Source organism: Faecalicatena sp., from assembly GCF_058819085.1.
This window is the reverse complement of record NZ_JBZUUL010000043.1, coordinates 25,387-38,117: the sequence shown is the minus strand read 5'-3', so window position 1 is coordinate 38,117 and position 12,731 is coordinate 25,387. Positions and strand designations below refer to the sequence as shown.

The following is a 12,731-nucleotide window of genomic DNA, read 5'->3' as shown; positions in this document are numbered from 1 at the left end:
TTACCTTGCTTCGCAAGCCCTATCCCTAAATTGACCGTTGTGGTCGTTTTGCCTGTGCCGCCCTTCTGATTGCAGATAGCAATGGTTTTACAGTTTGGCATTGGCTTTCCTCCTTTCGATAGATTTATAGCCGGCTGTGTTCAGACGGCTATGTATCAACGCAGTATTTGTTTTCAACACCCCCTGCGTAAAGCTGTTGCTTTGTGTGGGAAGCACATCGGTCACGGTTTGCGAAACCGTGTCATAGGAATTTCACCTCTGCCGGGTTCTCCGCCAGCTCCGTAGAGAAGTATCATTATCATTCTGACTGTCATCGCCGTATCAGGTGCAGCCTGACACTTTTACCAGGGATTCTCGCTCACTCCGTTTCAGAGGTCTTGGCGTACCCGATAAGGTGGCTCATCATCAGAACTAAAGTCCGATGTGCCTATATATTCAGTTGTCAAGGAACAGCGAAAGAGTTGCTCCTAATCGGAGTTAAGAAATAACCCTTTCACTTGTTCGGACTGGGAGAGGTCAAATTATCGGGTGTTTTTGAAAAAAGTTTGAAAAAATTTTTTGAGTTGGGAAAATGAAAAAAGCCGCCTATCCCGAGAAAGGAATAAGCGGCTTGCTTATATAGCTCTATATTTTATTTTTTGAAAAGGAAATGACTACGAAACAGTACGCACTATGAAAGCCTTTTTCTTTGCTTTCATCATCTTTAAGATGACTTCATCAACAGCGTCGGTGTATCTGCCTTGAGCCATAAGTGCGTTCTTTTTATCTATAAGCGAATGTATGATTTGAGAGCGTTCCTGCTCGGTTAGATTGATATAATACTTCTTCATTTGTAGTCCCTCCATTCGATTACAGTATATCCATAATCGTTGCCAGCTTCAAATATGCAAAAAAAGAACCCCGAACTATACAGTCCGAGGTTCTGTCGTAAACTTCGTTAAATGCCGAGTTTACAAGGCTTTTTTATTCAATTTACAATGTAGCCGTTACAATGAAGCCACTGGATTAACAATTTACGATTCTCGTGATTTACGACACGCATTTGTCGTAAAAGACGAGCGATGCTCAAAAAGTCATTTGTCGTAAATCTGTCGTAACCCCCGTTTTACGACATTTTTTTGGATTAACAAAACGCCGCAAACGCTGTCAAAACCTGATTTTTATGGGTTTTTAGTCCGAGAGGGGCTTCATTGTCGGGAAGAGCAGCACGTCTCTGATCGCTGCGGAGTCTGTCAGCAGCATGCACATTCTGTCGATCCCGAATCCGATTCCGCCTGTAGGAGGCATACCGATCTCCAGTGCATTCAGGAAATCTTCATCTGTTGTGTTCGCTTCCTCGTCGCCCTGTGCCAGCAGTTCTTCCTGTGCTTTAAATCTCTCTCTCTGATCGATCGGGTCATTCAGCTCAGAATAAGCATTCGCCATCTCCCAGCCATTCATGAAGAACTCGAATCTCTCCGTATACTCCGGATTCTCTGGTTTCTTCTTGGTCAGAGGTGAGATCTCGATCGGATGATCCATAACGAATGTAGGCTGGATCAGGTGTTCCTCTACATACTCTTCAAAGAACAGGCTCAGGATATCGCCCTTCTTATGTCTGTCCTCAAATTCGACTCCCTTTTCCTTTGCCAGTGCCTTTGCTTCCTCTGTTGTCTTGATCTCATTGAAGTCGACTCCCGCATATTTCTTGACAGCATCAACCATTGTGATTCTCTCAAACGGCTTGCCAAGATCCATTTCCACACCATTATAAACGATCTTTGTTGTTCCCAGAACTTCCTGGGCAACTGTGCGGTAGAGATTCTCTGTCAGGTCCATCATGCCGTGGTAGTCCGTATAAGCCTGGTATAATTCCATCAGCGTGAATTCCGGGTTGTGTCTTGTATCCAGACCTTCGTTGCGGAAAACACGTCCGATCTCATAAACACGCTCCATTCCTCCAACGATCAGTCTCTTTAAGTATAACTCCAGTGAGATACGGAGCTTGAAATCCTCATCTAACGCATTAAAGTGTGTTTCAAACGGTCTTGCAGCTGCACCTCCGGCATTGCTTACAAGCATCGGGGTCTCAACTTCCATGAATCCCTCGGAGTCCAGATATCTTCTGATAGCGCTCAGGATCTTAGAACGCTTCACAAATGTATCCTTCACATCCGGATTCATGATCAGATCCACATATCTCTGGCGGTAACGGATATCGGTATTCGTCAATCCATGGAACTTCTCCGGCAGGATCTGGAGGCTCTTGGAAAGCAGTGTCACGGAAGCTGCATGAATAGACATCTCACCCGTCTTCGTCCTGAACACCTCTCCGACGATTCCTACAACATCGCCCACGTCCATCTTCTTAAACTCTTTATAGGCTTCTTCTCCAACACTGTCTCTGGCTACATAAGACTGGATATTGCCCTTTAAATCCTGCACATTGCAGAAGGATGCCTTACCCATAACACGCTTGGACATCATACGTCCGGCGATAGAAACGGTCTTTCCCTCTAATTCGTCAAAATGATCTTTGATCTCCTGGCTGTGATGTGTCTGATCATATTTTGTAATGATAAACGGATCCTTTCCGTTATTCTGTAAATCTGCCAGCTTTTCACGGCGCACCTTTCTCAACTGGTTCAGATCTGGTTCCTGCGCATTCTTCTGCTGTGCGTTGTTCTGATTTTTCTGCTCGGACACTGTTTTTCTCCTCCTTCATAAGCGAATTCAGACCCCTATTGACAAGGGGTCTGCATTTCATTGGCTATTATTACATTGAACGGCTGATCTCAAGCACTTTGTACTGGATCATTCCTGCCTGTGTCTCTACGTCTACTGAATCTCCTACTTTTTTGCCCATCAATGCCTGACCTACCGGTGACTCGTTGGAAATCTTGCCTTCCAGGCTGTTAGCCTCTGTGGAGCCGACAATCTTGAATTCCATCTCCTCATCGAATGTCACATCAAATACCTTAACCTTACACCCTACATTAATCTTGTCGAAATCAACTTCGTCTTCTACCACTACTTCTGCATTCTTTAAGATGCCTTCCAGCTCTTCAATACGGGCCTCGATGTCACGCTGCTCGTCCTTCGCTGCATCGTACTCTGCATTCTCTGATAAATCGCCCTGCTCTCTGGCTTCTTTGATCTTTCCTGCAACCTCTTTCCGCTTGACTACCTTTAAATTCTCAAGCTCATCCTCGAGTGCCTTTAAGCCTGCATAAGTAAGTAATCTTTTCTTTGATTCTGCCATTGCTAACTGCTTCCTTTCTTTTTACATAAATGAGTTTTATTCCCTGAAATCAGTGCTTCTTTTTCCTGATTCTTGTCCTGTTTAAAATTATATTTCACAATTTCAATATTATAACCAATCCCTATAATGATGTCAAGATATTTTCAAGTTCTTCATAGGTCTCGACCTGATTAATTGCTTCCCGAAGCTTTGCACTTCCATGGAGTCCCTTCGTGTACCATGCGACATGCTTGCGCATCTCCCTGATCCCCAGATAATCTCCTTTGTATTCAAGCTGGAGCCGGGCGTGGCGCAGCATTGTTTTCTTGATCTCTTCTACGGATGGACGCGGTGGAAGCGCCCCGGTTCTTTCATATTCTAACAGCTCCGAAAAGATCCAGGGATTTCCCTGGGCACCGCGTGCGATCATGATACCGTCGCAGCCGGTCTGCCTGCGCATTGCGATTGCTTTTTCTCCAGAGGTTACATCACCATTTCCGATCACCGGGATGGACACAGCCTCCTTTACCTGCCGGATAATCTCCCAGTCTGCCTTTCCTGAGTAATACTGCTCCCTTGTCCTTCCATGGACTGCCACTGCGGCGGCACCTGCCTCCTCAATGATTTTTGCGATCTCTACTGCATTTACATGTTCATCATCAAACCCTTTCCTGATCTTAACTGTGACAGGCTTTTCGATCGCTTTTACCACGGCCGAAACAAGTTCATAGACCAGTTTGGGATTTTTCATGAGTGCGGAGCCCTCTCCGTTTCTTACTACTTTGGGAACCGGACAGCCCATGTTAATATCCAGGATCGCAAAAGGACGTTCCTCAATGCGCTTTGCCATCTCGCTTACGATCTTCGGATCAGATCCAAAGAGCTGTAAAGAAGCGGGTGTTTCCCCGGGGTGGATCGTAAGAAGACTTTCTGTATTCTTATTGTTGTACAAGATCCCCTTTGCACTCACCATTTCCATACACACAAGACCCGCCCCCTGTTCCTTGCATAACAAGCGAAATGGCAGGTCCGTTACCCCTGCCATAGGTCCTAATATATAAGAATTCTCAAGCTCTACACTGCCTATTCTCAACTGTTTCATGACTATTATCCCACTATTTCCTATTTTTATGATAAATCAGGCGCAGGCCGTCAAGCGTCAGATCAGGCCTGTACACATCAATACTGTCCGTCTCCTGTGCAATGATCTTTCCAAGGCCGCCTGTCGCAACAACGATCGCATCGTCATAACCGGACTCTTCCTTCATCTTCTCGATGATATACTCAGTCTGCCCGATCGCACCGTAGACCAGACCTGCCTGCATACTGGAGATGGTTTCTTTCGCCAGGATGGACTGCGGCTTCTTGATCTCGATCGCCGGAAGCATGGCTGCACCGCCCCACAGGGAGCGTCCCGCCGTCTCAATTCCCGGTGCTGTGATCCCGGCCTCAAAGGTTCCGTTCGGCCCGATCAGGTCATAGGTCGTCGCCGTTCCAAAGTCAACCACAATGACCGGACCGCCGTAAAGTTCATATCCTGCAACCGCATCTACGATACGGTCCGGGCCGATCTCCTTCGGGTTCTCGGTCACAATGCGGATTCCCGTCTTAATTCCTGCAGACACGACCAGGGGCTTTACCTTAAGGTATTTGATGATTCCGTTCCCCAGGGAATGCATGATATCCGGCACAACAGATGCGATGATGACCGCATCAATATCCTGCGGCACCACATCCCGGTGTTCCAGTATGCCACAGATCGTCAGGCCGTATTCATCCGACGTTCTGGGCAGCTTTGTAGTCATACGAAAGGTCCCTATTAACTTATCCTCCTGAAACACTCCCAGAGTAATATTTGTATTTCCAACATCAATCGTCAGTAACATTGATATCCTCCCCTAAATAAAATACCTTGAAAAACAGTTCTAAAGATTCGAACAGCTCCTCTTTTGTCCTCTGGAGCTCTTTTATTTTTAAAGCGCTGCCAATCTCATCAAATGTAAAATCGTTTTCCTGATGATCTACCTTAAGTTCCAGATTTCCATTTTCATCATATACGACCATCAGCACTCCGCCTACGTCCTCTGTGTATAATACACACATAATCTGAAGCTCCTGCTTGATCCCCTCCGGGAGAGAATCAAATTCAGGATTCAGGTAGAACTTCCGCTCGTAGGAACTGGCGGCGCAAAGCACAACCTCTTCTTCCATAAACTTCCGATCCTTTCTTTGCAAAGGGGTCAGACCCTTTTGCTCACCGTATTCTGAATATTCTTAAAAGTTTAAATTGTCTCCAAATTGTTTTCCTCAACTGCCATAACGGGAAGCTATCGCTAAACGTATCCGTACACGCCCCGGACGGAAACTTCTCCGGCATAGATGGCTTCGATCGTCCCATCTTCCCGCCTGATTAAAAGCTCACCCTCTTCATTCACACCAAGGGCAAATGCATTGTATTCTTCCTTAGCGCCCAGGATACGAACTTCTTTTTCCCGGTTTACAAGAAGGCTGTTATATGCTTCCTGTATCGGTCTTAAATCCCCTGCCTCTATAAATAGGCCATAATTTTTCTCAAAGCTTTTCATCACCGCAGCAATGATCGGACTTCTTTTCAGGGAATGTCCCATCTCGATTCTGAGGGAAGTCGCTTTTTGTTTTAATTCCTCTGGGAATTCCGCCATATTTACATTGATCCCCACACCAATCACCACATGATTGATGTAGTCTATTTCTGTACTCATTTCCGTCAGGATACCGACCAGCTTTTTCCCATTTAAAACAATATCATTCGGCCATTTTATCTGGGCATCTACTCCGGTAGACGCTTTCAGCCCTTCTGCCACGCTCTGTGCCATAACAAGCGTCAGCATCGGTGCCTTCACCGGCGGTATGTCGGGCCGCAGCAGAATGGACATGCATATATTACTTCCCTTCGGGGTCTCCCATCCCCTGCCGCGCCTGCCCCTGCCTGCGCTCTGCCTGTCAGCCACGGCGAGTGTTCCATGGGGCATGCCCTCCTCACCCAGCTGCTTTGCACGGATATTCGTCGAATCCGTTTCGTCATAATAACAAATCTGATGGCCTGCCCACTGTGTATCTATCTGACTTTTCAGCTCTTCCACTGTGATCACGTCCGGGCTTCCTACGATATGATATCCGCGGTTACGCACCGCCTCAACCTCATACCCTTCCTCTTTGAGCTGGTTGATTGCTTTCCATACTGCTGTGCGGGAAACACCGAATTTCTCACAGATCTGCTGACCTGAGACATAAGACTCACTTTCACGCAGCATCTTCAAAATTTCTGCCTTCAAAACTTCACCCCAAATTCGAACGGAGGACAAGGGGGCAGGCCCCTTTGCAAAAGGGTCTGACCCCTTTGTCCTCCGTTTTCAGAATATTCTTAAAATTCTCCTAATGTTGCTGCCATAACTGCCTTGATCGTATGCATACGGTTCTCGGCCTCGTCAAATACTTTTGACTGCTCGGATTCGAACACTTCATCTGTCACTTCCATATCCTTGATTCCAAAGCGCTCACCCATTTCTTTTCCGATTTTGGTCTCTAAGTCGTGGAATGCCGGCAGACAGTGAAGGAAGATCGCATTCTCACCTGCATTGTCCATAACGTCTTTTGTTACTTTATACGGAGAAAGCTCTCTGATCCGCTCTTCCCATACCTCGTCCGGCTCGCCCATAGATACCCAGACATCGGTATAGATCACATCTGCGTCTTTGGTCCCTGACCCTACATCTTCCGTTAATGTGATCGTTGCACCTGACTGTGCTGCATATTCCTGACAGGTATCCACCAATTCCTGGCTCGGGAAATATTTTGACGTAGTGCAGGCCACGAAATGCATTCCCATCTTCGCACATGCGATCATGAGAGAGTTCCCCATGTTATACCTGGCGTCTCCCATATATACCAGCTTGATTCCCTTTAATCTGCCGAAATGTTCACGGATAGTCAGAAGGTCTGCAAGCATCTGCGTCGGATGATACTCATTCGTCAAACCATTCCATACAGGAACACCTGCGTACTTTGCCAGCTCTTCAACGATCTCCTGCCCATATCCGCGGTACTCGATCCCGTCATACATTCTTCCCAGAACTCTCGCCGTATCTTTGATGCTTTCCTTCTTTCCGATCTGTGACCCGCTGGGATCCAGATAAGTGGTGCCCATTCCCATGTCATGGGCTGCCACCTCAAAGGAACAGCGTGTCCTGGTGCTTGTCTTTTCAAAGATCAGAGCCACATTTTTGCCTCTGTAGTTATCAACCGGCACGCCGTTTTTCTTTTTCTCTTTCAGATCAGCCGCAAGATCGATCAGATAAGTGATCTCCTCCGGTGTAAAATCCTTCAGTGTCAAAAAGTTTCTTCCTTTTAAGTTCATGTTGCTTTCCCCTCCTATATTCATTAGTACATGTGTAAATCTGGGCAGATGGATCTTACCCGCCAGCTCCTCATAACGCTTCGCAGTGAGCTCAAACAGTTCGTCCATTGTATAGACCTGGTATTTCGGGATCCTAAGCTGCTTTGCGCTGGCCTCTAACATTGCCATATATAGTTCCTTATCTGTAAACTTCAGCGGCACCTTTAGAACAAATGCCATCTCTTTTTTCTCGATGTCACTGATACCTGCCAGACGCTCCTCAAACCATTCATCTGCATGAGTCTGCTCCAGATAATAAATATATCCTTCCAGACCATACAGCATCCTTTTTGCATCGTAATAACCGATCTTTAAATTCTGCTGGCTCCTCTTGCTGTCGAATTCAATAATACTTCCCAGGCCCACTCTCGGCCCGATATGATACTTCTCACTGTCATCCGGCATCTTCACCCGCGGTTCACGGCCCGGTCCGTAAATACGGATTTCTATAATATCGGAATATCCCCGTCTGACCAGTGACTTCAACGGAACATTGTTTACCACACCTCCGTCAATGTAACGCTTGCCATGCAGTTTTTCATTCTTAAAGCCCAAAAGGTAGGCACTCGCAAGCAGAAAATCCTCCAGCATCCCCTCCGGGATATCATCCAGACTTAGATCCAGCTCTTTAAAATCTGTCAGGGAAAATGTAAGGAGACAAAACTCCTTCCCGGAAGAACGGATCTTCTCCTCATCGATCACCTCATGGATCATCTTCCTTAGCGGGGTCACATCCACACCCCCATCTGCCAGCTTCTTCCAGATTCCTGCGATTACCTCTGTAAACTTGTTCTCATGACTGAACAGACGCTCCATCCAGTCATCATCCACATCCATAACCTTGGAAAATGTCATCTCACTCCAGATCTTCTCCGCATTCTCCACGTCATCCATGCAGATCAGGGCACCATTCAACGCGCCCACGGATGTTCCTGCAACTGCATTGATTTTTATGCCGGCTTCCTTCAATGCCTTCCATGCCCCTATCTGATAGGCGCCCCTGGCACCGCCGCCGTCCAGGACAATTCCGTATTCCTTGGATGTATCTAATAGTACTTCCATACGCTCACCTCGATTTATGATAGTATACTATATTCTGATACAAAAATGCAACTTTATTGAAGGTTCCCGCAAAAAAATACGCAGACAGGCACCTCCCGAAAGAAGTGCCTGTCCTGTATAAATCTCAAACCCTATCCAGCCTGATTCCCTTATCTTCGATGATCTGTACCCACTCATCAGAAAGCCCCGTATCCGTTATGATCCTGTCAAACACATCCAGATCCGTCAAAAAGCAGGGTTTGATCACCCCAAATTTACTGGAATCTGCAAGCAGTATTTTTTCCGCCCCTGACTGGATGATCGTCTGTTTGATCTCCAGCTCATAATTATTCATGCAGGTGACCCCCATGGTATCATGAACACCTGCAGCAGATGCAAAAACCTTTGTTGCCCTGATATTTTTGATCAGAGTGATATTCTCTGCTGATTCAAACAGGGTGGTATCGGGATGATAATAACCGCCGCCAAAAATTATGGAGATATTGGGATTATTGCATATCTTATTAAGAATATTCAGATTACAGGTAAATACTGTCATCTTCGTATCCTTCGCAATATTATCCGCCAGATATTCCACCGTTGATCCATTATCAATGATAACGCAGTCGTCCGGCTGTATCAGAGATGCGGCAAACTTCCCAATACGCTCTTTCTCCTTCGCATGGGCGCGTGTAGCCATGGAGAGCTGATATGCATCTTCTTCCTTATCCTGCACATATTGGGTATTCAGAACAGCTGCACCCGGTATATCCAGAATCACATTCTTGGCTTTGAGTGTGTCCATATCCCTGCGCACAGTCATCTCAGAGACATCCAGCATCTGTGCCAGATCACGGATCGTAGCGCCATTCTGTTTTTTTAATATTTCAATTAACCGGTTTAATCTTTCATCTTTTTTACTCAAAAGAAATACCTCTCACTCTTCAATTTCCCGCCGAGAACACGTTATCACACCGACTTCATTATACCACAAATACTAAGCTCGTAAAATACCTCGCTAAGGATTTGGGTATATGTCTTACTACAGTGCGCAATAACCGCACTAAGTGCGAACATTATATCACATCCGCTGGTTTCTTACAAAAACTTTTCTCGTATGCGCTCTGCAATAGCTTCGGCGGTAAAACCATACTTCTCAAATAGCTGTGCTGCAGGTGCCGATGCCCCGAAACCGTCCATTGTGATGTAACAACCGTTTACCCCCACGTATCTGCCCCAGGACATACTGCTCCCGGCTTCTACCACTGCGCGTTTTGTAACATCGAAAGGCAGTACAGACTCCTTATATGCCTCATCCTGCTCCTCAAATAAGTCCAGACACGGCATGCTCACTACCCTGACAGAACTGCCCTCCTGCTCCAGTATCTCAGCAGCCCCAAGAGCAGCCGCTGTTTCTGAACCGGTTGCGATCAGAAGGATATCCGCCTTCTCCCGGGACTCCTTCTTTAGTACATATCCACCTTTAAGTGCTTCCCTGCCTGTGTTTTCAAGCACCGGCAGATTCTGCCTGGATAGTACCAGACAGGTCGGTGTCCTAAGAGAAGTCAGGGCCGAATACCAGGCTGCCTTTGTTTCCATCTCATCCGCAGGCCTAAACACATGCATATTAGGAAGCGACCGCAGCATAGTCAGCTGTTCCACAGGTTCATGAGTTGGTCCGTCTTCCCCAACACCGATACTATCATGGGTCAGAACAGAAATCAATGGCAGCCCCATCAAAGATGACAGTCTCAGCATCGGTTTCATATAATCCGCAAACACAAAAAAGGTGGCTGCATAGGTGCGAAGACCACCATGCAGAAGAATCCCGTTAGCGATCGCCGTCATGCCCATCTCCCGGACCCCGTAATGTATATTTCTTCCCTCCGGGCAGACTGCAGAGAATTCTTCCTCGCCATTTAGGACTGTTTTATTCGACGGACCAAGGTCGGCCGAACCTCCGATCAGGTTCGGAAGCTGATCCTTAACCTCATTTAAGATCCTTCCGGAAATACTTCTCGTTGCCTCTGCCTTGCCTGTTCTCCCCCAATACTTTTCCACATCCAGAACCTGCGCCGGACGCTCCTCATGATAATATTCTTCCAGCTCTGCCTTTAGGTCAGGATATTTCTTCCCGTATTCTTCAAACATCTGCTGCCAGAAATACTCTTTTCCGGCGCCCATGCGGGCCAGCGCCCGGTAGTGTTCATATACCTCCTCAGGTACGGCAAACGCTTCTTCCAAAGGCCAATTCAGAGATTTTCTCAGGATTTTTACATTTTCCTCCCCCAAAGGTTCTCCGTGTGCACTGGCCTTTCCTTCTTTTGCAGGGACTCCAAACCCAATCTTCGTTAGGATTTTAATAAAAGAAGGCTTATTCTTTTCTGCTTTCGCCCGCTCGATCGCCTGACCGATCGCCCGGGGATCATTTCCCTCTTCTACACATAAGACCTGGAACCCAAATGCTTCAAACCTTTTTTCCACGTCTTCGGTAAACGCAATATCCGTACTTCCCTCTATTGTAATGGAATTGGAATCATATAAAACAATCAGTTTATCCAAATGATCCGTCCCGGCGAAGGACATCACTTCTGATGAAATTCCTTCCATCAGGCATCCGTCCCCGCACAGCACAAATGTATAATGATCAAAAACAGGATACCCTTCCCTGTTAAACCTTGCTGCCAGATGTTTCTCAGCCAGTGCCATTCCAACTGCCATACCAAGTCCTGCACCCAGCGGCCCTGTTGTGGCTTCCACACCAACAGTATGCCGGTATTCCGGATGCCCCGGTGTCAAAGAATCCAGCTGTCTGAAATTCTTTAGATCTTCCACCCCCAGATCTCCATATCCAAACAGATGCAGAAGGGAATACAGCATAGAAGAGCCATGCCCTGCCGACAGAATAAACCGGTCCCTGTTCATCCAGTCTGGATCTGCCGGATTGTGCTTCATCTGATGTGCCCATAATTCATAGGCGATCGGAGCTGCTCCAAGCGGAAGCCCCGGATGGCCTGAGTTCGCCTTCTGTACCATATCTGCGGATAAAATCCGAATAGCATTTACTGCTGTTTTTTCTAACTGCTCATTCATGCTGCTTTCTCCTTTTTCTTTTTATGTCCGATAACTCCCATTACCTTAAGTTTTGTTGTATAAGAGCTGACTGCCAGTGCCAGGATCGCAAACAGGAACGGGAACATCTGAATGATCGAAGGGGAAATATTCATCCCCACCAGCTCGATCCTGATCCCTATCGCATCCGCAAGACCAAAAAGTAACGTTACTAATGAAGAAAATACCGGATGTGCATTTCCAAAAACGAGTGCCGTAAATGCATTGAAGCCTCGGCCCTGAATCATATTTTCTGAAAACTGTGAAACAGAAATCGTCGATAAATATGCCCCCGCAAGACCTGAGAGTGCACCCGATATCAAAACAACCTGCCATTTTACCAGTGCAGGCTTAATTCCTGCAGTCCTTGCCGCAAGCTCAGATTCGCCCACTGCACAGATACTAAGGCCGATCTTTGTTTTGAACAGCATGATATAAATCACAATGATCAGAAAGATCGCAAAATAGGTTACGATACTCTGTCCGCTGATACATTTCAAGATCGGAATATCCTTAATGACAGGAATGTGGATCATCTCAAGCTTATTTATTTTATCCGGGCTGTATGCCCCCTGTACCTCAAACATCGCCCTGAGAAGGTATGACGTAAGTCCTGCTCCCAGCATGTTCATGGCAATACTGGCTATAATATTATCCGCCTTGAACTTCGTAATGAATAGTGCAAACAATGCACTGTACAAAGCCCCTGCCAGAACAGCGCCTAAAAGACCTGCCCACACGCTGCCTCCTGTGAATGAAACGACTGCGATCGCCGCAAATGCCCCCACAAGAGAGAATCCCTCCAACGCGATGTTAAAGACACCTGCCCGCTGACACAAAAGACCGCCCAGCGCCATCAGCATCAAAGGAGTGGCAATCCGTATCATGGATGCCAATGTATCAGAAATTACTGCTATATTCATC

11 protein-coding genes and 1 pseudogene are annotated in these 12,731 nt (G+C 46.7%); all 12 read right to left on the bottom strand.

Annotated elements, in window-relative coordinates:
* The coding region (locus AC4OGX_RS19525; RefSeq protein ID WP_493332437.1) for an AAA family ATPase at positions 1–101 on the bottom strand (101 nt) is incomplete at its 3' end.
* 552 nt (positions 102–653) lie between these two features.
* A complete protein-coding gene (locus AC4OGX_RS19520) occupies positions 654–830 on the bottom strand; it encodes a hypothetical protein (protein ID WP_165487135.1) in 177 nt (58 codons plus the stop codon).
* Positions 831–1,185: 355 nt separating this feature from the next.
* Positions 1,186–2,685, bottom strand: a pseudogene (gene lysS, locus AC4OGX_RS19515) (lysine--tRNA ligase); the annotation flags it as partial.
* Positions 2,686–2,755: 70 nt separating this feature from the next.
* Positions 2,756–3,241 carry a transcription elongation factor GreA gene (greA, locus tag AC4OGX_RS19510; RefSeq protein WP_493332433.1) on the bottom strand — a complete coding sequence of 162 codons (486 nt, stop codon included), beginning with the start codon at positions 3,239–3,241 and terminating at the stop codon, positions 2,756–2,758.
* Positions 3,242–3,362: 121 nt separating this feature from the next.
* A complete protein-coding gene (gene dusB / locus AC4OGX_RS19505; protein WP_493332431.1) occupies positions 3,363–4,322 on the bottom strand; it encodes a tRNA dihydrouridine synthase DusB in 960 nt (319 codons plus the stop codon).
* A gap of 13 nt (positions 4,323–4,335) precedes the next feature.
* Complete coding sequence (locus AC4OGX_RS19500; protein WP_493332430.1) at positions 4,336–5,106, bottom strand: type III pantothenate kinase; 771 nt, start codon at positions 5,104–5,106, stop codon at positions 4,336–4,338.
* Entirely contained in the window at positions 5,090–5,431 is a 342-nt protein-coding gene (locus AC4OGX_RS19495; protein ID WP_493332429.1) for a DUF6145 family protein, read from the bottom strand. Before AC4OGX_RS19495 ends, AC4OGX_RS19500 begins: the two co-directional genes overlap by 17 nt.
* Positions 5,432–5,553: 122 nt before the next feature.
* Positions 5,554–6,534: a biotin--[acetyl-CoA-carboxylase] ligase gene (locus tag AC4OGX_RS19490; RefSeq protein WP_493332427.1), complete on the bottom strand. Its 981-nt coding sequence runs from the start codon at positions 6,532–6,534 to the stop codon at positions 5,554–5,556.
* 89 nt (positions 6,535–6,623) lie between these two features.
* The gene (gene argF, locus AC4OGX_RS19485; RefSeq protein WP_493332426.1) at positions 6,624–8,717 is read right to left on the bottom strand and encodes an ornithine carbamoyltransferase; all 2,094 of its coding nucleotides are present in this window, start codon (positions 8,715–8,717) and stop codon (positions 6,624–6,626) included.
* 124 nt (positions 8,718–8,841) lie between these two features.
* Positions 8,842–9,621 carry a DeoR/GlpR family DNA-binding transcription regulator gene (locus AC4OGX_RS19480; RefSeq protein WP_493332425.1) on the bottom strand — a complete coding sequence of 260 codons (780 nt, stop codon included), beginning with the start codon at positions 9,619–9,621 and terminating at the stop codon, positions 8,842–8,844.
* Between the two features lie 173 nt (positions 9,622–9,794).
* Entirely contained in the window at positions 9,795–11,789 is a 1,995-nt protein-coding gene (tkt, locus tag AC4OGX_RS19475; protein WP_493332424.1) for a transketolase, read from the bottom strand.
* Positions 11,786–12,730: an ABC transporter permease gene (locus AC4OGX_RS19470; RefSeq protein WP_493332423.1), complete on the bottom strand. Its 945-nt coding sequence runs from the start codon at positions 12,728–12,730 to the stop codon at positions 11,786–11,788. Before AC4OGX_RS19470 ends, tkt begins: the two co-directional genes overlap by 4 nt.
* Position 12,731: the final 1 nt, after the last annotated feature.

Coding starts and splice junctions, on each gene's coding strand:
- AC4OGX_RS19495 (WP_493332429.1), bottom strand. CDS start 5,431: ATGGAAGAAGAGGTTGTGCTTTGCGCCGCCAGTTCCTACGAGCGGAAG.
- AC4OGX_RS19500 (WP_493332430.1), bottom strand. CDS start 5,106: ATGTTACTGACGATTGATGTTGGAAATACAAATATTACTCTGGGAGTG.
- AC4OGX_RS19520 (WP_165487135.1), bottom strand. CDS start 830: ATGAAGAAGTATTATATCAATCTAACCGAGCAGGAACGCTCTCAAATC.
- tkt (WP_493332424.1), bottom strand. CDS start 11,789: ATGAATGAGCAGTTAGAAAAAACAGCAGTAAATGCTATTCGGATTTTA.
- AC4OGX_RS19470 (WP_493332423.1), bottom strand. CDS start 12,730: ATGAATATAGCAGTAATTTCTGATACATTGGCATCCATGATACGGATT.
- dusB (WP_493332431.1), bottom strand. CDS start 4,322: ATGAAACAGTTGAGAATAGGCAGTGTAGAGCTTGAGAATTCTTATATA.
- argF (WP_493332426.1), bottom strand. CDS start 8,717: ATGGAAGTACTATTAGATACATCCAAGGAATACGGAATTGTCCTGGAC.
- greA (WP_493332433.1), bottom strand. CDS start 3,241: ATGGCAGAATCAAAGAAAAGATTACTTACTTATGCAGGCTTAAAGGCA.